This is a genomic window from Luteolibacter pohnpeiensis (assembly GCF_016595435.1).
Taxonomy (GTDB): Bacteria; Verrucomicrobiota; Verrucomicrobiia; order Verrucomicrobiales; family Akkermansiaceae; genus Luteolibacter; species Luteolibacter pohnpeiensis.
The window spans coordinates 1-22,323 of the sequence record NZ_JAENIJ010000045.1 but is presented as its reverse complement, the minus strand read 5'-3'; the positions used below and the strand labels follow the sequence as shown (position 1 = coordinate 22,323).

The 22,323-nt window shown below is 53.6% G+C and carries 23 protein-coding genes; 19 read left to right on the top strand and 4 right to left on the bottom strand.

Translation table 11 applies throughout. From position 1 onward, the window contains the following. Nucleotides 1–239 precede the first annotated feature (239 nt). The 5 genes from JIN85_RS18290 to JIN85_RS18270 all read left to right on the top strand — a co-directional run bounded on the left by JIN85_RS18290 (nt 240) and on the right by JIN85_RS18270 (nt 4,980). Nucleotides 240–665 carry a hypothetical protein gene (locus JIN85_RS18290; protein WP_200273513.1) on the top strand — a complete coding sequence of 142 codons (426 nt, stop codon included), beginning with the start codon at nt 240–242 and terminating at the stop codon, nt 663–665. A 656-nt stretch (nt 666–1,321) separates the two neighbouring features. Then, nucleotides 1,322–1,843 carry a hypothetical protein gene (locus JIN85_RS18285; protein WP_200273511.1) on the top strand — a complete coding sequence of 174 codons (522 nt, stop codon included), beginning with the start codon at nt 1,322–1,324 and terminating at the stop codon, nt 1,841–1,843. A gap of 997 nt (nt 1,844–2,840) precedes the next feature. Continuing rightward, nucleotides 2,841–3,452: a hypothetical protein gene (locus JIN85_RS18280; protein WP_200273509.1), complete on the top strand. Its 612-nt coding sequence runs from the start codon at nt 2,841–2,843 to the stop codon at nt 3,450–3,452. 33 nt (nt 3,453–3,485) lie between these two features. After that, the gene (locus JIN85_RS18275) at nt 3,486–3,977 is read left to right on the top strand and encodes a hypothetical protein (protein ID WP_200273507.1); all 492 of its coding nucleotides are present in this window, start codon (nt 3,486–3,488) and stop codon (nt 3,975–3,977) included. A gap of 511 nt (nt 3,978–4,488) precedes the next feature. Continuing rightward, the gene (locus tag JIN85_RS18270; RefSeq protein WP_200273505.1) at nt 4,489–4,980 is read left to right on the top strand and encodes a hypothetical protein; all 492 of its coding nucleotides are present in this window, start codon (nt 4,489–4,491) and stop codon (nt 4,978–4,980) included. Nucleotides 4,981–4,996: 16 nt separating this feature from the next. Here the strand turns inward: JIN85_RS18270 and JIN85_RS18265 are convergent, their stop codons facing one another. Further along, a complete protein-coding gene (locus JIN85_RS18265) occupies nt 4,997–5,887 on the bottom strand; it encodes a LysR substrate-binding domain-containing protein (RefSeq protein WP_200273517.1) in 891 nt (296 codons plus the stop codon). Between the two features lie 78 nt (nt 5,888–5,965). Here JIN85_RS18265 and JIN85_RS18260 point away from each other — a divergent pair, with 78 nt between their 5' ends. From JIN85_RS18260 to JIN85_RS18205, 12 genes are all read left to right on the top strand, one after another. Further along, a complete protein-coding gene (locus JIN85_RS18260) occupies nt 5,966–6,373 on the top strand; it encodes a CidA/LrgA family protein (RefSeq protein WP_200273503.1) in 408 nt (135 codons plus the stop codon). After that, nucleotides 6,357–7,040: an LrgB family protein gene (locus tag JIN85_RS18255; protein ID WP_200273501.1), complete on the top strand. Its 684-nt coding sequence runs from the start codon at nt 6,357–6,359 to the stop codon at nt 7,038–7,040. Before JIN85_RS18260 ends, JIN85_RS18255 begins: the two co-directional genes overlap by 17 nt. 62 nt (nt 7,041–7,102) lie before the next feature. Beyond that, nucleotides 7,103–8,650, top strand: coding sequence for a pyridoxal-phosphate dependent enzyme (locus tag JIN85_RS18250; protein ID WP_200273499.1), 1,548 nt, complete (start codon nt 7,103–7,105; stop codon nt 8,648–8,650). A gap of 150 nt (nt 8,651–8,800) precedes the next feature. Continuing rightward, nucleotides 8,801–10,558 carry an NADH-quinone oxidoreductase subunit G gene (locus tag JIN85_RS18245; protein ID WP_200273497.1) on the top strand — a complete coding sequence of 586 codons (1,758 nt, stop codon included), beginning with the start codon at nt 8,801–8,803 and terminating at the stop codon, nt 10,556–10,558. Between the two features lie 24 nt (nt 10,559–10,582). Next, nucleotides 10,583–11,833: a complex I subunit 1/NuoH family protein gene (locus JIN85_RS18240; RefSeq protein WP_200273495.1), complete on the top strand. Its 1,251-nt coding sequence runs from the start codon at nt 10,583–10,585 to the stop codon at nt 11,831–11,833. 35 nt (nt 11,834–11,868) lie between these two features. Next, nucleotides 11,869–12,435 (top strand): 4Fe-4S binding protein, encoded by a 567-nt coding sequence (locus tag JIN85_RS18235; RefSeq protein ID WP_200273494.1) that lies wholly within the window; start codon nt 11,869–11,871, stop codon nt 12,433–12,435. A gap of 35 nt (nt 12,436–12,470) precedes the next feature. Continuing rightward, complete coding sequence (locus JIN85_RS22135) at nt 12,471–12,878, top strand: four helix bundle protein (protein ID WP_200273492.1); 408 nt, start codon at nt 12,471–12,473, stop codon at nt 12,876–12,878. 17 nt (nt 12,879–12,895) lie between these two features. Then, the gene (locus tag JIN85_RS18225; protein WP_200273490.1) at nt 12,896–13,459 is read left to right on the top strand and encodes an NADH-quinone oxidoreductase subunit J family protein; all 564 of its coding nucleotides are present in this window, start codon (nt 12,896–12,898) and stop codon (nt 13,457–13,459) included. A 57-nt stretch (nt 13,460–13,516) separates the two neighbouring features. Beyond that, a complete protein-coding gene (gene nuoK, locus JIN85_RS18220; RefSeq protein WP_200273488.1) occupies nt 13,517–13,834 on the top strand; it encodes an NADH-quinone oxidoreductase subunit NuoK in 318 nt (105 codons plus the stop codon). Nucleotides 13,835–13,854: 20 nt separating this feature from the next. Next, nucleotides 13,855–15,642, top strand: a complete 1,788-nt coding sequence (nuoL, locus tag JIN85_RS18215; RefSeq protein WP_200273486.1) for an NADH-quinone oxidoreductase subunit L — start codon at nt 13,855–13,857, stop codon at nt 15,640–15,642. A gap of 25 nt (nt 15,643–15,667) precedes the next feature. Beyond that, a complete protein-coding gene (locus JIN85_RS18210) occupies nt 15,668–17,101 on the top strand; it encodes a complex I subunit 4 family protein (protein WP_200273484.1) in 1,434 nt (477 codons plus the stop codon). 53 nt (nt 17,102–17,154) lie between these two features. Continuing rightward, nucleotides 17,155–18,639, top strand: coding sequence for an NADH-quinone oxidoreductase subunit N (locus JIN85_RS18205; RefSeq protein ID WP_200273482.1), 1,485 nt, complete (start codon nt 17,155–17,157; stop codon nt 18,637–18,639). Here JIN85_RS18205 and JIN85_RS18200 read toward each other — a convergent pair. The 3 genes from JIN85_RS18200 to JIN85_RS18190 form a co-directional block, all read right to left on the bottom strand. Continuing rightward, the gene (locus JIN85_RS18200) at nt 18,636–19,328 is read right to left on the bottom strand and encodes a hypothetical protein (protein ID WP_200273480.1); all 693 of its coding nucleotides are present in this window, start codon (nt 19,326–19,328) and stop codon (nt 18,636–18,638) included. The two genes, JIN85_RS18205 and JIN85_RS18200, sit on opposite strands and share 4 nt — an antisense overlap. Nucleotides 19,329–19,387: 59 nt before the next feature. Beyond that, nucleotides 19,388–19,876 (bottom strand): peptide-methionine (R)-S-oxide reductase MsrB, encoded by a 489-nt coding sequence (gene msrB / locus JIN85_RS18195; protein ID WP_200273515.1) that lies wholly within the window; start codon nt 19,874–19,876, stop codon nt 19,388–19,390. 179 nt (nt 19,877–20,055) lie between these two features. Then, entirely contained in the window at nt 20,056–20,808 is a 753-nt protein-coding gene (locus JIN85_RS18190; protein ID WP_200273478.1) for a succinate dehydrogenase/fumarate reductase iron-sulfur subunit, read from the bottom strand. Between the two features lie 375 nt (nt 20,809–21,183). Between JIN85_RS18190 and JIN85_RS18185 the strand changes: the two genes are divergently transcribed. Both JIN85_RS18185 and JIN85_RS21715 read left to right on the top strand, forming a co-directional pair. Continuing rightward, entirely contained in the window at nt 21,184–21,762 is a 579-nt protein-coding gene (locus JIN85_RS18185; RefSeq protein ID WP_200273476.1) for a hypothetical protein, read from the top strand. 8 nt (nt 21,763–21,770) lie between these two features. Further along, nucleotides 21,771–21,899 (top strand): hypothetical protein, encoded by a 129-nt coding sequence (locus JIN85_RS21715; protein WP_267906699.1) that lies wholly within the window; start codon nt 21,771–21,773, stop codon nt 21,897–21,899. Nucleotides 21,900–22,323 lie beyond the last annotated feature (424 nt).

The window sequence follows — 22,323 nt, the reverse complement described above, 5'->3', positions numbered from 1 at the left end:
TGGATCTAAGATGCTGCTCGGACTTGAAGGCCGTGGGAGCCGCGTGATGCCTGATCTTGTTCACAGACTCATCCGTTGGCGCGGAGGTCTTGGCGTGGGTTCAGATTGCATCACGCGGCGGTTTTGGGTTCCATTTGGGAACGAGTGGTGTAGCCTTTGTTGTGGCTGAAATCCATCTTATGAGATGTCACAGGCAACGGGCATTCGTCCGTGCCTGGACATTGAACGTTCGACAAGAAATGTTTCAGAAAGCATGGGCCCTCGTTCAGGCCGGTGCGGTAATCTCATGTAGTGAGCCTGCGCCGCGCAAAGACCCCGACTTTGTGACCTGCGCGAAGGCCTTGGCGCATGCTCCAATAGCAAGAATCGAGGGTTTGGATCATCGAATTGCCTCCCTTCCGAAGGGTGACTCGATTCCTATCTCACAGGTGCTCAGACAGTTTGATCTCTGGAGCTACCGCCAGGCGGTGCGATCTGAACGACATTCGAATGTGGTGGGTCTAGACTTTAGTGATGGGGAAACTATTTGCTTTATTGCCGAGGAGGAGCCAAGGGCCTACACTATTGAAGAGCTTTCTGAGCCGGGGAGCGAATGGGATCGCGACATCAAGAAACTTCACATTTGGAGAATTTTTTATCGGGGTGTCAGAACAGATTTAAAATAGTTGAACAAGCCGCCGCATCCGACCGCGACAAGCCGCTAATTTGAATCGGAGCTCGAGGGCGCGGCCGGATGGGCTCTAACGTTCTCCAAAGAAATGAAGATCCTCGTTCGAGCATCACTAGCGAAAGGCGCGGCAGTTCTTGCTCTCATCGTCTGGGTTCCGCTCGATTCATGATTGCACCCCGATCAACCACCAATGAGATCGTTGGATTTCCCCTCACCCTGAGAGTGCCGAATTCGTCGCGAGGGGAGGCGGCACCAACAACGCGTATTTCAAATGGGAGGTCGATCCAGCTATTTCCGCGACACTGGGCGCACCACGAGGGGCAGCGCAGTTGTTCGACTGCGAGACCGGTTGGCATCCATTCGATTTGGGGTTCTTTGGCAAGTTGGAGGACAAGGATGTCGCTACTGATGCGGAGGCTCTCTACTACCGCACGTCAGTCTGGGATGTTGCACCTATTAGAAGTAAGTCTGAACGATCACTGATTGTGGCTGGCATCTACACGAACTAAAAAACAGGAGAACAAGTTATTTAATGACAACTAAGCCAGTCGCCTTGCTTCGATGACTTTCCGTAACTACAACCTCAACCACGCGTTCAACGCTCGCCCCAGCTGGTAGGGCGGCATGCGCTTTGACGTCCGCTATTAAACGATGAATTGGTTGCCATACGACTGCTGGACGATTGATAGTCCCCTCGATGTACCAACACTGGTTCCTGCATTGAAGGAGAGGATCGAACCCACCAAGTGGTTTCGAACGTTTTGGAGCAACAAACACACACCACTGGAGGGTCAAATACACAACGGGGGCTTTTCGGCCAGCCGTGTGATCCATTCTCGCAATTCGTTTTTGCCCATACTCTATGGAATTTTTGCTCCGAAGCAGGGGGGCACCATCATCCAAGTACGCATGATGCCGCATCCCGTCGTGATCGCATTTATGTCATGCTGGCTTGGAATGGCCGGACTCTTTGCCCTAACCGGTATAATCGCGGCACTTGACGGAGAAGATTGGATGATCGGCTTTATTTCAATTGGAATGTTCTGTTTCGGAGCTATTATAACATACAGCGCATTTTGGGCGGAGGCGGGGAAGGCTAAGCAGATCATTTCTGAGGTCTTTGCCGATATTCACAAACACGAAGCGAACAAGCCGCAGCACCCAACCGCCTGACCCACTCCAAGTCGAATTTTCACCGTGACTAGAACCCTCAACCCACAGTCAACGCACGGCTGCCGTCAGACGGTTGGTGTGCTATGACGTTCGCTCAAAAGGATGAAGATTCGAACCTCCATCGCTATGCAATCAGCTCCAGAGGACCTCTGGCCGTTGCTCACCAGTTCGTCGATGGACATTCCTGGCTGCTTTTGCCTTGGATTGCCTCGGCCCGTATCTTGCGAGCTCCCTAATTCGATTGGAGGAGTCGGTTCCGAACGGCGATGCATTTCAGACCGTGGCGTCGTCGTCCAGAAGATCACTGAATGGGTGCCGCCACAGTATCTTCAGTTCGAGATGGTATCGACCAATCACTGCTGGGCATCTCAAATTGATACAATCAGAGAAGAATTTCAGATCATTTCTCATCACCAAGGAATCAGGGTCACACGAACCACGACTATAGCGGCTACCAGACCATTCCCGCTCATCAAAGAATTGGGTTTTTACCTAGGACTCAAACGTGTTCATCTCTACGTTTTCAAGAACTGGCGCGCCAAGACCGAACAAATTGGTGGTGGACAACCGGCTACCCGCTCGGAGTCGACATGACACTGTTTGCTTCAACCCTTAACCTTGTTGCGGGGCGGGGCTCCCGGTAGATGGTGCCACATCTTTGACGTTAGGCAGAAAAACATGGCAACGACATCACCACCCCCGTGCCCATTTTGTAGCAATCCCATGGAAATCGGAACCTGAGAAGTCAGCGGAACTTTATTGGGTTTTATGGCCTACGGATTTTCACACCAACATTTATGGTTTAGAACTAAGAAAACCAAGATAAAGATCATTGAAAGCTCCGATGAAACGAAAGGTTTTAGATGCTCAAAATGCGGAACCACTATAATCAAATCGAAAAAGGCATTTTAGCGCACATCTCACTAATCTTTGCCGACCCTACGAGAAATGGAGACTGAGCCTAACAAAGCAGTAGAACCAAGACCTTCGCCCTAAAATGAAGACCCTCGTTTCACTACTCGTCATACTACTTGCCTCTTCGTGGAGCGCATACGGCAGGGCGTATTTCTTCACGCGGTCCGAGTTGATCGAGAATTCTTCGGCAATCGCGATCATCGTTGTAGGAGAGCCAGAGCCGGCTAAGCCCGTCGGCGAGAACCGGGATCCTTTCGCAGCTGAGGATGACGGAGCGTCCGGCAAGGTTTGGACCTATTCGGAGCAGGCCAACGTGCGGGTCGAGAAGGTCCTGAAGGGAGACCTGCCCGACGAATTCATCCTCTATGGCCATGAATCGTATATCTGCGCTCACTGCCCATTGGCGAAGGGGCGGTTCCTCGCATTTCTCAGCAAGGACGGAGAGCTGTGGGTGGGCGCAAACTGGCAACTTTCTTTGAGGCCAATCAAGGAGGACCAGGTGGAGTGGTATATTTCTGAGGATCAGCGATATCCTATGAAGTTCCAGAAGTTGGATGATGTCCTTAAGCTAGTCAGCGCATCGCTCCAAAGACAAAGCGAACATGGCAGTGCTGGACAACCCGCTACCCGTTCCAAGTCGGTTTCTGAGGCCGGCGACAAACCTCAACCAGAATCGGAGGGGCGCTCCCGGTAGCGGGTGCCAGGCTCTCGACGTTCGCTGAAGAAAATGGTCGATCGCACCTCACGTGACCTCTTGGCTCTCCGTCTCAGACAATACGTCAGTGGACGGATCATCAATGATGATCTCGATGACACCATGTGGGAGATGGGCGATGATCCCGGTGCGGTCGCAGTCTCTGAGATGGCGTGGCAACTTTATGACGATACATTGACGCACCGAGCGACTGGGCGGCACCACATTGACCACGAAGGTAGGCGAGAGATTTCTCGATGGATTCTGTTCCTTGATTCCGATCTTGAGTATGAATGGCCACGATACTCCTTCATCGGGATTGACCCGTTTATTCTAAGCCTGATTACATTCGGCATCGCAGGGTTGATTCATCACAGGCGGTGGAAGAGATTTGTCGGCGCAGGTCCATTTGAGATTTGGCCGTTCATGCACCAAGAGGATCTCGACCGTGCCATCAAGGACCCGCGGCGCCTCGCCGGAACACAAGACAGCGAACAAGATCCTGCGTTGAAAGATCAACCGTAAATGGAGTTTTTTGGATTCTTTTGAGTGGCTGGGGCCGGATGTTTTCAGGAGGTTTGGAGGCCTCTTTTATCGGGGTTGTAGGGTTCGCCGGATTTAAGAATTCCGTAAATTTGGTGAAGCAGTTTTCGCATGATGGCAAAGCATGATGCTTCGATCTATATATCGCCGACTTTCGGACTGTGAATGCAGAGGATGAAAGTCCTATCCAATCCAAAATGTCGTCTGGAGTCATCATGACCGCTCAGATCAGTTCTGGAAAAGAATCGCGATTCTTCTTGTCTGGCGATTGCATGCACAGCGAGGTTAAAAATGGTCACTGAAGGATCGTATATTACCATTGGAGGAATTCTCGGGCCTGACACTCTTAAAATGAGCAAGACCCAACAACACACGACACCTAATCGCTGATCGCACCATGTTTTCAGATCGATTTTATGATTTCATCTCTTAATCTGTCATCGACGTGCGCCCTCAATCAGGGATTGGTGCGTGATAACATTCGGCAAAGACTATGAAGTCAATCCTAGTTCCCTTCATCGCGTGGCTCGGACTAGTGGCATTTTGCCACGCCGAGGAGAAGCTGGAGACCGTCAGCAAGTTTGAGATTAGGCAGCTAACACTCCCAGAGGCGATTGCCGCACTCAACAAGCGCATTGCAATCGAGCATCCTGGCGAGCGTCGACTCCTTGTCGCTTACGTAGAATCTCCTTATCCGCTGACACCATTAACACCGGGCAGTGGAGGAGTTCTCGGTGACGGCTATGTGCCCCACTCTCGGAAGAAACTCGATTATGGCCAAACAAAACCAATCGCCATTCGCCATATCATCGATGACCTCGCCGTCTTGAGCATGTGCCACTACCGGGTATACGATGGTTTGACCGTGGTTTACGGCTGGCATGAAGGTGACCTTGAAGACCCCGATCACGCCGAACAAACCAACCATGCCGAAGAAGATGCCACAGGAAATGAGCATTCGCCCGTGCCTCACCCTAGACGTTGATTCGAATCGATCGGAATCACGGCTTTTTATTTGAGACAGTTGCCTCGACCAACTCCAGCCAGCGTGATGCGGCGGGCGATAGGGAAACTCCACGCCGCCAGATGAGTCCCATTTTCCACCGCAGGTCACTTTCCTCGACCATCGCGGTACTCACGGCAAGCGGACGCCTCGCATCGACCTCTAACTTCGGCAGCATGGAAACCCCCACTCCTGCCGAAACCAGAGCGATGATGAAATCCGCACGTGCACCGCGGGCGGCGATATTGATCTCGATGTTTCTTTTCCGGCAGGCCTTTTCGACGATCGTGTTCAAAATGAAGCCTCGCTCGAACAGAATGAATTGAGATCTGACCAGTTCCTCAAACTTCACACATGTCCGGCCAGCCAGTGGATGCCCGGATGGCAGAAGCGCGACCAGAGGTTCGTCGACCATTTGCTGCCATTCCAAATCGGCTGGCACCGGTGCCAGGCTCGCCCCCATTTCGATCTCGCCGGAGCGCACCAGTTCTTCCAAATCACGACTCCCCTGTTCTCTCAGGTCAAACTCAATTCCGGGATAACGCTGCCGGTAGGCCGCCACCAGCGGGGCAAAGATCACACCGCTGCCAAGCGCGGGCAGTCCCAGCCTTAAGCAACCCGTTTCCAATCCATGCAGGGCTGCAAGCTCGGCCTGCAGATGATCGCGCTCCGCCAGCATCGCGGTGGCACGACGCAAAACCATCGCCCCCGCATCAGTGACTTGAACCCGATCCGGCAAGCGATTGAGCAGCCGCTCACCACAATCGTGTTCAAGCTGTGCCAGCGCCTTGCTCACCGTCGGCTGGGTGATTCCAAGCACCCGCGCTGCCGCTGAAAATCCACCCTGGCGAACGACCTCGACCAGACACTCCAGATGACGAAACTCCACGTAAATTCCATATTGGAATAGCAAACATTCCGTCAATTCATTTTGGGAATGCGGCAGATTTTGCTATAGAAATCCCACATGCCTGCCGCCGCTGCGATCTCCCCTTCCGTTGAACCCAAGCCCGTCTACCGAGCTGGGATGCAGGCCATTGGCATGATCCTATTTTGGTGGCTCGCGCAATGCCTGACCGCTCATTTTCATTGGCCGATTCCCGGGAGTTTACTCGGATTGATGCTGCTCTGGGGCCTCCTTGAATTGGGGTTACTGAAACTTCATTGGATCGAACAAGGAGCCGACAGCCTGCTGCGGCATCTGATGCTGTTTTTCGTTCCGGCAATGCTGGCGTTGGTCGATCATCACGAGCTTTTCAGTCTGCTTGGGATCAAGCTCATCCTGGTGGTTTTGATCAGCACGGTTGTCGTGATGTGCGGCACGGCCTGCATCGTTGAAATCGGATTTCGTTTAAGCCATGCACGCTCTCGCTGAAGCCGCAATCTGGTGCTTGGTCACGCTGGCGGTCTATGCCGGATCGCGCAAACTCCATCAAAAATTCGGCCGCTGGTGGAGTTCCCCACTGCTGCTGACCTGGACGGTGTGTGGCATCGCCATCGTTGCGACCCACACGACCTATCACGAATATCTGGAAGGAACTCACTGGATGGTCTGGCTACTGGGCCCGGCGACGGTTGCGTTTGCGATTCCGATTCATCGGCATCGCGAAATGGTGCGGCGCCACTGGCTGTTGCTGGCGATTGGCGTGAGTGTGGGCTGCATTCTCGCGGTTTCCAGTTCTTGGTTGCTCGCTTGGGGATTTGGACTTTCGCCACAACTCCGGGCCAGCTTGTTGCCTCGCTCAATCACCACACCGCTGGCGATGGATGCCTCATCCAGACTGGGTGGAAGTCCTGAACTCACGGCGGTTTTCACCGCATTGACCGGCTTGTTTGGGGCCGCCATTGGGGAAAATCTGCTGAAAATCCTTCCGGTGACCTCCTCGCTGGCAAGGGGTGCCCTGTTTGGCATGGGAGCCCATGGCGCAGGTGTCGCCAAGGCAACCGAGCTCGGCCAGGAGGAAGGCGTGATCGCCAGTCTGATCATGATCCTCGCCGGTCAGCTCACCGTGATTGTCGTGGCGCTGATATCCAGTTTGTAATCCGTCGTCACAATCGCATCGCAATCCTTGCACAGTGCGCCTTCATCCACAAAGGTCTCCGCATGGAACGCGAGGAACTTCCGCTGGATCGACAACTGCGGCAGGAAATACTTTTTGCCCGGGAACGGGTCTATCGATTTGGCCAGCCAACTCCCCTGGAGCGGCTTCATCTTCCAGGAGCTCCGAGCGTTGAAATTTGGGTAAAGCGCGAAGATCTTTGCCCAGTCAAAGCCTACAAATGGCGCGGCGCCTGCAATCGCATGGCCACCCTGACTCCCGGCGAAAAAATGCGCGGGGTCGTCACCGCTTCTGCCGGAAATCATGCGCAAGGCATCGCTCTGGCCGCCCGGACGCTTGGGGTCCAAGCCCGCATTTACATGCCCCGTTCCACCCCGCGGGTAAAGCAGGCGGCTGTTCTCCAGCATGGCGGCGATTTTGTCCGCATTGAGCTATCCGGCGACAGTTACGACGAAGCGGTTCAAGCCGCCCGCGCCGATGAAGCCGAAAATGGCGCCGTTTACGTCCACGCTTATGATGACCTGCTGGTGATGGCCGGTCAGGGCACTCTCGCCGATGAGGTGGTGCTTTCCGGGCATGGCCCGTTCGATGCCGCATTCCTGCAAATCGGCGGCGGCGGCATGGTCGCTGGCGTTTCTTCGTGGCTGAAAACCTACTGGCCGGAAATCGAAATCGTCGGGGTCGAAGGCATCGGCCAGGCATCCATGAAAGCCGCGCTCGAAGCCGGAAAACCGGTATCCCTCGATCATGTCGACTTGTTTTGTGATGGCAGCGCCGTCCGCAAAGCGGGCGATCTGCCTTTCCAGATTTGCCAGCATACCATCGATCGCATGGAAACCGTCACCAACGGTGAGGTCAGCCGCGCCATCCGCACGTTATGGGAAACGCTGCGCTGCATTTCCGAACCCTCCGGCGCGCTGGGCCTCGCCGCCGTGATGAAAAACCGGGCAATGCTGGAAGGGAAAAAAGTTCTAGTCGTGATATCGGGCGCGAACATCGATTTCCTCCAGCTCGGGCGCATCGCCCAATCTCAAGGAAGCTCCAGCCAAACCAGCCGGACTCTCCGCGTGGAAATCCCGGAACAGCCGGGCACCATGCTGAATTTGCTGAATTCCTGCTTCAGCGAAATCGACATCACCGATTTCCAGTATGGAAAAACCGATGAAGCCATCGCCTCACCGATTTTCACCATCACGGCGGATAATTCGTCGATTCTGGACGCGGTTTCGGATCAATTGAATGCCAACGGCTTCAAATGGGAAGAGCTGACCAGCGCCGTCGATGTTGATTTCCGTGCCATCCCGCTGCGTAGCGATCAATTGCGCCATCCGGCCTTCCTCCGGCTCGATTTCTACGAGCGAAAAGGCGCACTGCACGATTTCCTGGGCCAACGCATCAGCGGCAATGCGAACCTGTGCTACTTCAACTACCGCCAATCCGGTGAGCGGATCGGGCGGGCACTGATCGGCCTTGATTTTCCATCGTCTTACGAGCGCGACGCGCTCCTCATGAGCATTCCCTCCCATGGCGATGGCTATCGGGTGTGCGAACCGGTCGACGACGAAACCCGTCGGCGGCTCGTGGGTGCCTGATTTCCAGGCGCTGAGAAAACTCGTTCATTTCGCGGCTTGTGAAAAATTTCACAAAGCACGCTTGCGGCCTCACGAATGAATCTTCATGTTTAGATTCACGAATGATTCTTTTGAGTCGTCGGATTAACCCTTGGCCCCTTTCGAAAAGCGATGAGCGAAACACCCTCGGCAACCGCGGAAACCAAGCTGCCCAAAGACTTGGCCGCTGAAAAAGGCATGGTGAATGTCCAAATCGACGGGGTTTGGCATCAATTTCCGAAGGGCACCCGAATGATCGAGGCATGCCGCCAGGCCGGGGTGAATGTCCCGCACTATTGCTATCACCCGAAACTTTCTTCACCCGGAAATTGCCGGATGTGCCTCATCCAAATGGGCATGCCTCCCCGCCCCGCCCCTGGCGAGGAACCGAAATACGATGAGGAAGGCTATCTACCAATCGGCTGGATGCCACGGCCCGCGATCGCCTGCGCCAACACGATTGGCGAGAACATGGGCATCCGCACCACCGGGGAATTGGTGGAAAAATGCCGGGAAGGAGTGATGGAGTTTCTCCTGATCAATCATCCATTGGACTGCCCGATCTGCGATCAAGCCGGTGAATGCCGGTTGCAGGAGTTTTCCGTCGAACACGGCCGCGGCTCCTCGCGATTTGTCGACATGAAGGTGAAAAAACCAAAAAATGTCGAAATCGGCCCGCGCGTCCGCCTTGATGACGAACGCTGCATCATGTGCAGCCGCTGCATTCGCTTCATGGACGAAGTGGCCAGTGATCCGGTGCTCGGCTTCACCCAACGCGGCACCCACACGACTTTGACGGTCCATCCCGGCCGCCTGCTCGATTCGAATTATTCGCTGAACACGGTCGATATCTGCCCGGTCGGCGCTTTGACTTCGAATGACTTCCGCTTTGAAATGCGAGTCTGGTTTCTCAAGGAAACGCCGACGATCGATGTCAATTGCGGCACCGGCACCAACATCATCGTCTGGACTCGCGGCAACACCGTCTATCGCATCACTCCCCGGCAAAACGATGAGGTCAACTCAACCTGGATGCCCGATTCACACCGACTCAATTTCCATTACATCAACAGCGATGCGCGACTCACCGAACCGTTGCTGAAAAAACACATCTCCCACTCGCCGACAACCTGGAGCACTGCCATTGCCGAGGCGGCATCGCGCCTGAAGGACTTTGCTGCCGATGAAATCGCGATCATCGCCTCCGGCCGGGCCACCAACGAAGAGCTTTTTCTAACCCGTGAGCTGATGCAGCAAATCGGCACGAAACGTTTTGCCCTTGTGCCACGTTTTGCCGAAGCCGATGAACTCTTGGTTGCGGCGGACCGGAATCCGAACACCACCGGAGCGAAACTGATTCTCGGTGAAAACGATCCCTACGCTTCCCTCGATTCGATCCGAGCCGATGTCCGCAGCGGCAAGATCAAAGCGCTATTGGTGTTCGCCGAAGATCTGATCACCGATGCGGATTTCACCCCGGAAGACCTGCGCGGTCTGGGTTACTTGATGCAATCGCATCATTCAGCAAACCCCACTGCCGAGCGTGCGGACTTGGTCCTTCCTTCTGCCGCCTTCACCGAAAAACGCGGGTCCATGATCAATCTCAGCGGGCGCCTGCAACGACTCAACCGTGCTACCGAACCCGTCGGCCAAGTCCGCGACGATTGGGAAATTCTGCGCGATCTGATCAGCGCCATCAGCAGCACCAAATCCGAGCTATACCTGATCGAGGAGTTATTCAAAAAACTCGCGACTGAATATCCACCACTCGAAAACCTTACCTTATCCAAAATCGGCCATCAGGGAATTTCAGTCATCGAGACCGGTTATGAAATTCCACTCCTGACCCATGAACGAGCCCGTAAAGCCGCCGGAACGATCAATGGCTAATTTCTGCCACCAACCTTCTCAATTATGGATTTCGTCCCCATCCTCGTGATCATTCTAAAGATCGTCGTCCTGACGTTCGTGATCGTCTTGCCGTTGGTTCCCTTGTCGGTCTATTTCGAGCGGCGATTCTCGGCCATCATCCAAGACCGCGTTGGCCCGAACCGCGTTGGCATTCCTCTAACACTTTTCGGCGCGAAGAAGGATTTCCATCTATTCGGACTAGTCCAACCCGTGGCCGACGGGCTCAAGTTGTTCCTCAAAGAAGACTTCACCCCCGCGCACGTCCGCAAAGCCTTCTATTGGCTGGCCCCGGCTCTAACACTCATTCCGTCGCTCGTTACCGTTTGCGTGATTCCATTCGGATCCACACTTTCCATCAATGGCGAACCCTTCAAGCTCGTCATCGCAGACCTCGACATCGGCCCGCTTTTTGTTTTCTCGATCGCCTCGCTCAGCGTTTACGGCATCACCCTGGCGGGCTGGTCTTCCAATTCAAAATTCCCGTTCATCGGCGGCGTCCGCTCCACCGCGCAAATGATTTCCTATGAAATTGCGCTCGGACTTTCGATCATCCCAGTGCTGCTGTATTTCGGCGATCTCAATTTATCCAACATCGTCCAATACCAAGCCGATCACGGTTGGCTCCTGCTCCCATTTTGGGACAACGACGCCACCCACACCTTGGGTAGCAAATTGCTATTCTGGTTTCCCGCTGCCATCGCTTTCCTGATTTTCACTGTATCGATTTTCGCGGAAACCAACCGCATGCCGTTCGACCTCCCCGAGTGTGAAACCGAGCTCGTGGGTGGCTATCATACCGAATATTCCTCGATGAAATTCGCCATGTTTTTCATGGGTGAATATGCGGCTATGGTCATCGGCTCTTCCCTCATTGTCACACTCTTCCTCGGCGGATGGTCGATGGGATTCGGCTTGGACAAATACATTTCGGAATTCCACTTCGGATCGTTTTACTTCGGTGGCTTGATTCACCTCGCGGTCTTTCTCTTCAAAGTGGTCTCGTTCATCCTGTTCTTCATTCTCGTCCGCTGGACCGTTCCACGCTTCCGTTATGACCAGCTGATGAAACTCGGCTGGGTGGTCTTTTTCGAAGCCGCGCTCATCAATGTGTTCCTGGCGGCCCTCATTCTGGCCGCGCCACATCTCCAAGGGGTCATCATTACGATAGGTGCCGTACTTTTATTCGTTCTCACTCTCGCCGTGATTTGGGTCGCCAAAGCATCGGAAGAAAAACCCAAACTTCTCCGCGCCTGAGCCGCCCCACCTCAAACCCAATTTTCAAAACCCACATGGCTGTCATCAAAGTCCAACGCCCGAAACTCGGCATCGGAGAAAAAGTTTACTTCGGTGCGCTCATCAAAGGCTTCTTCCTCACCATGGGGCACGCCATCAAGACGCTGCGTGGAAAGTCCGTTGGCGCCGACACTCTCCACTCCTCCGGTCTCGGGGTCACGATGCAATTCCCGGAACAACGCTGGGACAAGGAAATGCCCGAACATTATCGAGGTGCTCCGACCTTGGTAACCGACGAACAAGGCCGCGACCGATGCGTTTCCTGCCAACTCTGTGAATTCATTTGCCCACCCAAAGCCATCAAGATCGAGCCCGGTGAAATTCCGGCGGATGATCGCTGGAACAAGGTTGAAAAGCGTCCCAAGGAATTCGAAATCGACATGATTCGCTGCATCTACTGCGGCATGTGTGAGGAGGTCTGCCCGGAGCAAGCGATCTTCCTGCGAAAAGACTATCTCATCACCGGCCTCAAGCGCGCCGACATGGTCCACAATAAAAAGAAACTTTACGAAATCGGCGGCGTCCGCGTGGGACTCGTCAATAAATGGAATGAACTTAAATAATAGAAATGAGAAATTTGTAATTAAGTGATTTGGTAATGGATCCGGAACCCACAAAAACATTCGAAGATCTCGAGGCTTGGAAATCCGGCCGAGAGTTTCGCATATTTGTCTTCCGGAACATTCTACCCATACTCACCAAAGCGCGTGAGTATGATCTTGGAGATCAACTCAAACGCTCATCACGCTCCGTTACACATAATATCGCCGAGGGACATGGACGATTTCATTTTCTTGATAACTACCGATTTTGTTCTCAAGCCAGAGGCTCTCTCAATGAAGTTCTAGATCAAATTATCACGTGCCATGATGACTCACTTATTTCAAATGATCTCTACGAATCTGGACGCGATCACTTCAATAAAACACTCCGAATTCTGAACGGATACATGTCCTGGCTTAAACGATCGGCCCAACAACAAGCTCCTAAAAAGCCACTTAATTAACCCATTTCCTAAAACCCATGCCTTTTTATTTATTCTGGCTTTTCACCACCGTCATGCTGATCGGTGGGGTTAGTGTTATTGCGTTCCGAAATCCGGTTTCGAGTGCGCTTTCCGTAGTCACCTGCTTTGTCGGTTTGGCCGGGTTGTTTATTGGACTCAGTGCCTTCTTTGTCGGGGTGATTCAAATCCTGGTCTACACCGGAGCTGTCATGGTGCTTTTCCTGTTCATCATCATGTTGCTCGATCTGAAAGACGAGGAGCATCGCACGAATAAAATCGCTCCGATCGCCACCGGACTCGTGCTCATCGGAATTTTTCTGATCCAGTTGTTCTCCGTCATCGCAGATACTCCAAATGCGGAATCTCCACCGCTCGATCAGGCAACCCTATCGGCAGCGGCCGACAGTTACCCGCAAGATAGCAAAATTGCCACCGAATTGAAGGAAGGGCATTTGCCGGATGTTCACCTCATCGGCCACACCCTTTTCACTCAATACAACCTCCATCTGCAGATCCTCGGCGTTCTGTTACTTGTCGCCACCATCGGTGTCGTTTCGCTATCCAAACGCCAAACGGAATAAGCGTTCTTTCGGCAATCAGACATTCGCATCCCGATATTCTCACCCCACTCCTTTTCCATGGCTTCCCTCAACAACTACCTGCTCGCCTCCGGGCTTCTCTTTGCGATCGGTCTCGCCGGAGTGGTGATCCGACGAAACATCATCATCGTTTTCATGTGCCTGGAGTTGATGTTAAGTGCCGCGAATCTCAGCCTGGTCGCATTTTCTCGATTTCATCCGGTCAATGGCCTGCCTGATTACTCCGGGCAGATGTTGGTTTTCTTTGTCATCACCGTAGCCGCAGCGGAAGTCGCCGTAGGTCTCGCCATCATCGTTGCCCTGTATCGGGCCCGTCAAACGATCCACACGGACGAACTCGATACACTCAAAGGTTAAATCTCCCGATCCTCACCACCATGCCCTGGGTCCTTCTATTTCTGCCGTTGATCGTCGTCGCGGTGAACCAGCTCATCCTGAAAAAATCAGGGCTGGCTCCCTGCCTTTCAACGGCATCCTCCATCGCAACGTTCATTATCGCACTGCTGTTGCTCAAAACCACGGGTCTCCACTCATTCCCGTGGGCAACGATCGGTGATTTCCACATCGATATCGGCATCCAGTTAGATCAACTTTCGACCGGGATGATGATCGTCGTGACCGGCATTGGCATGCTGGTTCACATCTTCTCGCTGGCTTACATGAAGGATGACGACGCCAAGGCGCGTTACTTCACCGGCCTCTCACTTTTCATGTTTTCGATGACCGGCATCGTGCTGGCTTCCAATTTCATCATGACCTTTATCTTTTGGGAACTGGTCGGCGTGAGTTCCTATCTTCTCATCGGTCATTGGTATCAGAAAGATTCCGCCGCGGATGCCGCCAAAAAAGCGTTTCTCTGCAACCGCGTCGGCGATTTCGGATTCATGATCGGCATTTTATTGCTCTGGGGAATCACCGGCACGCTGACCTTCGATCAAATGGTCGTGCCAGAAACCATCTCCAGTGGCGTCCTATCCGCTGCCATCCTCTGCATCTTTTGTGGTGCGGTTGGAAAGTCAGCGCAACTGCCCCTGCACGTCTGGTTGCCGGATGCGATGGAAGGGCCAACACCAGTTTCCGCACTGATCCACGCCGCGACCATGGTCGCAGCTGGGGTCTACATGATGTTTCGAGTCCAGCTCTCACTCGGAACAGACATCTTCCAAGGATTGGCGGCCAGCACCGTCATTGCCTGGGTCGGGGGAATCACCTCACTCGCCGCTGCATTGATGGCAACCCAGCAGGATGACATCAAAAAGATTCTCGCCTACTCGACTCTATCCCAGCTCGGTTACATGATCATGGCGGTCGGACTTGTCGCCGGTGAAGCTGGCATGTTCCACTTGTTCACCCATGCCTGGTTCAAAGCACTGTTGTTCCTCGGCTCCGGCGCGATCATCTACGCCTGCCACCACGAGCAGAACATTTGGAAAATGGGCGGACTGCTTCGAAAGATGCCCACCACAGGGATTACCTTCGGCATCGGCACCGCCGCCCTGATCGCAGTGCCGCGGGTAACTTCTGGATTTTGGTCAAAGGAAGAAATCCTCGCGGCAGCATGGTCAAGCAACAAGCCGCTGTTCGGCATTGCCATTTTCGTCGCGTTTTTGACCACCTTTTACATGACCCGCGCCTATGTCGTCACTTTCCTCGGCAAGCCGCGGAGCAAGGATGCCGAGCATGCGAAAGACGTGGGACCATTGATGAGTTTCCCACTGATGGCTCTCGCTGTCATGGCGATCTTTTCCGGCTATGGCTTCATGAGCCAGAATCTCAACGTGTATCGGCCATCTGTTGAAGAGACTGGAGGACATACCATCATTCTAGCGGCATCTGTCATTTCTCTCCTCCTCGGACTGGCCGCGGGATTCATCGTTTACCAAGGAAAACAAAAGGAACCGATCAGCATCCCACTCTTCAAAAACCGGTTCTATCTCGATGAAATCTACAGCAAATACATCGTCGGCTACCTTCAGGACGCCCTTGCTGCCATCATCCATTTTTTCGACGAGCTATTCATCAACCGCTTGGTAGTCGATGGCCTGGGCCGCGCCTCAGTCAGCCTTGGTGATTGGTTCCGTAGACTTCAATCAGGCAGCCTGCAGCGCTATGCGGTAGCATTCGTGATCGGCATCCTGCTTATCATTTACATCACCGTGTTCTAACAGATCACATTTCCCACCTGCAGCCATGCTTGCCATCCTTGTATTTCTTCCAATTCTCGCCTGCCTCGCGATTTTATTCGGTGCGCCAGCCAGGCTAACCGCCATCGCGGCAGCTACGATCAATCTCGTAATAGGACTTCTCGCCTGCTGCATGCCCAAATCCGAAGTCTGGAATTTTTCACTAACAACCCTGGAAAAACCCGCCATCCACCTTTCCTTCAGCCTGATGGATGGAATGTCCGTGGTGATGATCCTGCTATCCGTGCTCGTCACCATGGCAGCTGTCCTTTCCGGCAAGGTTCCCGCCGGGCGTGAGAAAATTTGGTATGCCTCGATCCTGCTCATCGCAGCTGGAGCAATCGGTGCCTTCGCATCCACGGATCTGTTTTACTTCTACGCGTTTCATGAACTCGCGCTGGTCCCATCATTCCTGATGATCGGTTTACTTGGTCGAGGGGATGACCGCAGAGAAATCGCCTGGAAAATCACAATCTATCTAGGGCTTGGATCGCTCGTGCTGCTCGTTGGCCTGGTCTGGCTTGCCAATCTAACAGGCACATTCAGCATTCCGGAAATGATCGCAGCAGGCCCGGTCGATCCATCGGCCCAAAAAGGCATCGCTCTGCTGCTATTGATCGGCTTTGGTACCCTGGTATCACTCTTTCCCTTTCATTCGTGGGCAGCTCCCGCCTATGCCAGCGCGCCCGCCCCGGTATCCATGCTGCATGCCGGCGTTCTGAAAAAATTCGGGCTTTATGGATTGCTTCGATTGGCCATCCCCCTGGCTCCAATCGGCCTGCAGGCATGGCTCACCCCGTTGCTCATTCTCCTGCTCGGAAATATCCTCTGGGTCGGATTGATCACGATCAACCAGAAGCGGCTTGATTCCATGCTGGGCAACTCATCGGTCATGCACATGGGATACATCTTCCTGGCCATTGCAGCTCTCATCTCAGCACCAGAAAATCCACTGGCAAAATCGGCGGCGATCCTCCTCATGTTTGCCCACGGCATTTCCATCGCTCTGCTATTCGGACTCACCGATCGTATTGAGCGACTGACTGGCAGCATCGATATGGACGACCTCGGAGGCTTGGCAAAAGCAGCACCATCCCTTGCTTTGATTTTCGGGATCGCTGCCATGGCTTCGATCGGTCTGCCTGGGCTCGCCAATTTTTCCGGTGAGGTGCTCGTATTTCTTTCCGCCTTCAAAAACTACGATCCCATGACAGGTCTTGGTCCTGTGCAGATCACCTGCATCCTTGCCATTTGGGGCGTGGTCATCAGCGCGGTTTACATGCTCCGCGCCTACCGCCGGATTTTCCAGGGCCCAAGCCTCAAATCCACCGAATCCGTCCCGGACTTAAGTCTAACCGATCGCATCCCGGCGTTGCTTCTCATCATCGCTCTCTTTGCCGTCGGCCTGTATCCGAACCTTCTCCTCAACCTTCTCAAGTGATCTCAGCTTTCCACCCTGAAATCTGATTCCGGAACGTCAGCTTCTCCAACCCAATGCCTGCTTATTATCTCGAAGCCTTCACCGTGACTCTCGGCCTGGTATTGCTCCTGGCTGAAGCCTTCTTTCCAGCAAGAAAAGGCAAAGCATGGGTTGGCATCGCCGGAGCGATCGGACTGGCAGGAATTCTCGCCTCTGCATTCCTAACAATCGGTCCGGAGGGAAATCCCACCGCCAATTGGGCAAGCTGGCCGATGTGGAATTTCTATCAATTCGATTCACTCGCGAGGTTCTTCAAGATTTTCTCCCTGCTGACGACCATCTTCGTGCTGTTGATGGCCGTCGATTATCGCAGCATCCTGGCCCGCTTCACCGATCATCCGGAGTCCGAAAACGGCACGGGTGAGTTTTATTGCCTCCCCATCTTCGCCTGTGCCGGGATGATGTGGATCGCTTCCGCACGCGATCTTGCGACCGCCTTCGTAGCGCTCGAACTCGTCACAGTCACTTTCTACATTCTGGTCGCCTTCATGCGCCGCAACATCGGCTCCCTCGAAGCGGGAGTGAAATACCTCATCATCGGCGCACTCAGTACGGGATTTCTCGTATATGGAATTGCCTGGATCTACGGATCGCTTGGCACCATGACCTTCGATGGGCTGGCCAGTGCATTGCACTCCCCGGGCACACTTCACACCACGCCCCTCTTATTTGGCATCGCTCTGGTCCTGATCGGACTCGGTTTCAAAGTCGGAGCAGTCCCCACGCATATCTGGATCCCGGATGTTTACCAAGGGGCACCGACACCCACAACGGCGTTTCTATCTGTCGGCTCCAAGGCAGCTGGATTTGTCCTCCTGATCCGGTTCATTGAGCCATTCCTGGATGGATTTTCCCCGGTCCGCCATGAGGTCACGGGTATTCTCGCCATTCTTGCCACGGCCACCCTGTTGTTTGGAAATTTCGCCGCCATTCCGCAGACCAACTTCAAGCGACTCCTGGGGTATTCATCCATCGCTCACGCTGGATTTCTGTTGTTGGCGCTTGCCGCCTGGCAGCCCGAGTCCATCAATTCACTGGGTTCTTCCAAATCCGTCGCCTTCTATCTGGCCACTTATCTGCTGATGACGCTCGCTGTCTTTTTCGTTCTCGGCCAAGTCCGTGTTCAACGACAAGGTGAAGCAATCGCCGATTTCAATGGTCTAGGAAAATCCAATCCGCGTCTAGCAACTGTCATGACCGTCCTCCTGGCGGCCCTCGCCGGGGTTCCCCTCACCGCCGGTTTCGTTGGTAAATTCCTGGTATTCGACTTGGCGAGAAATGCTCACTTCTGGTGCCCACTGATCATTGGCTGCATCGGAGCCGCAGCTGGATTCTATTACTATTTCAAAATCATCCGTGCAATGTGGTGGATCGAACCAGATTCCAGCGCAGCAACCATCGTCCTGCCGCGAATCACCCAGATCTCGCTGATCATGCTCACCGCTGCAGTGATCATCATCGGCATCTACCCAGAACCGATTTACGCACTACTTCGCTAATCTTCCATTTTGTTGTATCGCCACGGGGTATAGCCTTCCGCTTTCAGCCTTACAGCTCGGATCTGGCAAGCATTCACCCGCCATTTGGGAAAGGGTCCCGCTTCATAGCCAATGATGCTCTTCCCATCCTGGCTCCATGTCTTGAAAAGCAAAACGTGCCCATCTTTCAGTAAGATGTCACCCATCGCCAGATCTTGCCACGATTTCAATTCGGTGCAGATCTGAGGCAACTCTTTGGTCGAGTAAGGCCGGTCCAGGTTCCAGCAACGGGAAATCAGACCGGAGCAATCAATCCCCACGCTCTCGTCGCTCACCGCCGCCTGATCCAGTCTGCGCTTTGCTTTGCCGCCGATGTCGCCAGCTTTTTTGCCAGCTTCAAGACCTATCAGAAATGATTCCGGAGTATCAAATCCACCCCATTTGTAGGGCATTCCTCGCGCTGGAACACCTGGCTTCCAATACCCTTTCGGATCACCCAAATCTGCCAGTGAAACATCTGGTGTATCCACCCGGCGTCCTGCCGAATCGGGACCATGCCGGACATGCCGTTGCTCAGGCATCCACATGAGCTTTGAATACTGATAGGCTGTCGCCACCGCACGCTCTGGCGTAACCTTGGGGCCGCAAGCAGTGACGAAAAGGGCGACTGGAAAGAAAAATAGACCAACGCGAAAACCACGGAACATCATCGGATCGCGGCAAATCTAAACATTGTTAGATCGCCATCGATACCGTAGTTGAGCAAAAATCAGGACTTCTGATCGCTTTCCTCAGGCTTTTCTTCGGGTTTTTCGGCAGATTTAGCCGGAACGAAAACCAAGCCACCACCATTGATGCAGTAGCGCTCGTTGGTCGGCGTATCAAATCCCTCGCCCGAGAAAACATGCCCCAGATGGCCACCGCATTTTGAGCAAATGACCTCAGTCCGCACCCGACCCAGGCTTGCATCTTCGCGCAAGGTCACGTTCTGCGCCTTGGCAGGATCGTAGAATGATGGCCAACCGCAGCCGGAATCAAATTTTTCCTTCGAGGTGAAAAGCAGCGCGCCGCACCCGGCGCAATGGTAGCTCCCCTCACCCTGATGCTTGAATTCCTCATACACCTCGCCATTCGGACGCTCTGTGCCAGCTTCGCGCAGGATGTGGTATTGCTCAGGTGTTAGCTCTTTCTTCCACTCGGCATCGGTCTTTACCACCTTGCCTGTGGGTTCCTCGGGGGCTTTGTTTTGAGTTTCCATAACTTTCTTGTCTGAATTTTCCGCAGAGCACGAAAGCACCGCGAGCGTGAAGAGTGTGGCTGTAAATCGGTAAACTGGGCTCATTGCTATAAAGGATTCAGGCTTGGTTGCTCCACCAAGAGACACCCAAGCCTGAAAAAATCCAACGATTCCTCAAATCGTTTTATCGAGAGTCCGGATCAAACGAACTGCTCTTTCAGCACCGCCTTGGCGTAGTCACGGTTCATGCGAGCGATGTGCTCAACGCTGATCTCCTTCGGACATGCAGCTTCACACTCGTATTGGTTGGTGCAGTTACCGAAACTCTCCGCATCCATTTGCCGAACCATGGCGAGCACGCGCTTGTCACGCTCGGGTTGCCCCTGTGGCACGTGGCCAAGGTGGGAAACTTTAGCGGCGGTGAACAACATCGCCGAGGCGTTCTTACAAGCGGCAACACAGGCACCGCAACCAATGCAGGCAGCCGCGTCAAATGCGCTATCCGCGTCGTCCTTGGGAATCGGCACCGAGTTAGCGTCCACGGCGGAACCGGTGCGCACGTCGATGTAGCCACCCGCAGCAACGATGCGGTCAAAGGCCGAGCGATCGACCATCAAGTCACGCAAAACCGGGAAAGGATTGGCGCGGAATGGCTCGATCCAGATGGTATCCCCATCAGAGAACTTGCGCATGTGCACCTGGCAGGTCGTGATGCCACGCTCCTTACCGTGAGGAATGCCATTGATCGTCAACGAACAAGTTCCGCAAATACCTTCGCGACAATCGTGGTCAAAGTGAATCGGCTCTCCACCGTCCTCGATGATGCGCTCGTTGACGATATCGAGCATTTCAAGGAACGAGGCCTCGGCCGGAATGTCCTTGGCTTCATAGGTTTCAATACGGCCCTGGGCCTGAGGGCCCGACTGACGCCAAACTTTGAGCGTAAGATTCATGAAATTGGATAATGGTGAGATCGCCGGATCCTTATTTCGGCCCGGACGCGCGCTGTTGGCAAAAACTAAGCACCAACATCGACCGGCTAGGAGAAAAAAATCGAAATTTTCACACTCTGATGCACGAAACCGCAGCCCCCAACTCCGCATTATTACGGATTCGTGAAAATTTTCCAAAAATCACTCAAATATCCGTTGACCAAAACTCGGAACCATGCTTATTTCCCGGCGTCGCGACACAGTAGGCGGCCCGATTGAACATCCCTTTGGGTTTTTGGGTTTTTCCCGGGGATAATCGATCGGGCCGCTTCATTTTTTACAGGTATCGGTTTTTACCTGAAGACAGTGGCTAACCCTTGAGTAACCAACTGCTGGATGCTGGATTCGTCCGTCACCAAAGTGGCCCCGATCCGTGCGGAAAACTCCGCCGAATTTTTTCCCGCTCCGAGCCTGTTTCTTGGCACTAGGATCAACGAGTTAAAGACACCCACCGCGACACGTTTCTTCACCCCCATCGAAGAACTCTACCCTCACTCCCAAAACCGCGACGAATGCCGCGCCTTGAGCGATCCCGACTTCACGGTGCTCGGCAGTTTGCGCTGCATCAACCTCCGCAACCACCACCTGAGTTATATCGACTCAAGCCGCCCGGCCGATGGCCAAAAGAAAGAACACGACGCCACCATCATCCAGCGAGCCACAGTAGAATCCCTGCGCTATCAAGCCAGGAAAGGTGAAAAAGTCATCTACTTCTGGGACAAAGCCTGCATCGACTACGCCACCTGGGAAAAATCCAACAGCGCCATGAAGACCCTTTCGATTGAAAGGCATAACCGCAAAGATCCGTGCAACGAAGGCATCCTCAGCGACACCCTCGTCGGCAACTCCAATGATGAAGCATTGGCCGCATCATCTACTGCGATCCTAGTGATGAAAGAATTCACACCTATCTAACAAACGAAATGCAACTTCCCGCCTGGGCCAGCAGCCAAACTGCCAAAGAAGCCCAAGCCCTATTCCAATGCCTGTCTCACAACCTGACCCTGCTATTTGAACAAGCCATCCAATGCGCAGAAGGAATCGGTGACTGAGTCGAAACCAGGAAAAAAACCCCGCCGACAAAAAACACTTACGAACCGCGAAGGCGAACCCTACCCGCAAGCGAATAACTTCATCAAACAAGTCTTCCAGCGCGCCACTCAGAGGACCGTTCGATTTTTGCGATGGCTAAGCAGATGACTCTATCAAGAAGCTCCCTGGTGCGAAGCTATAGCCCGCCCAACCCATATCTCGACCCACTAAAACACAAAGTTATATCCACCGATCCATGTCCCTTTGTCATAAGAAACAGTAAACCATTCAACATCGATTATTGGTAATGATTAAAGCTGAAGTATTGAGTTTATGCATAGCCACTGAAAGTGGTTTTCCATGTCTCTATGTTTGATTTTCAAATTATTCAAAAATTCCATGCAGTCCCTCCTTTTGTATTCTTCGCATGATCGATCGATTCCG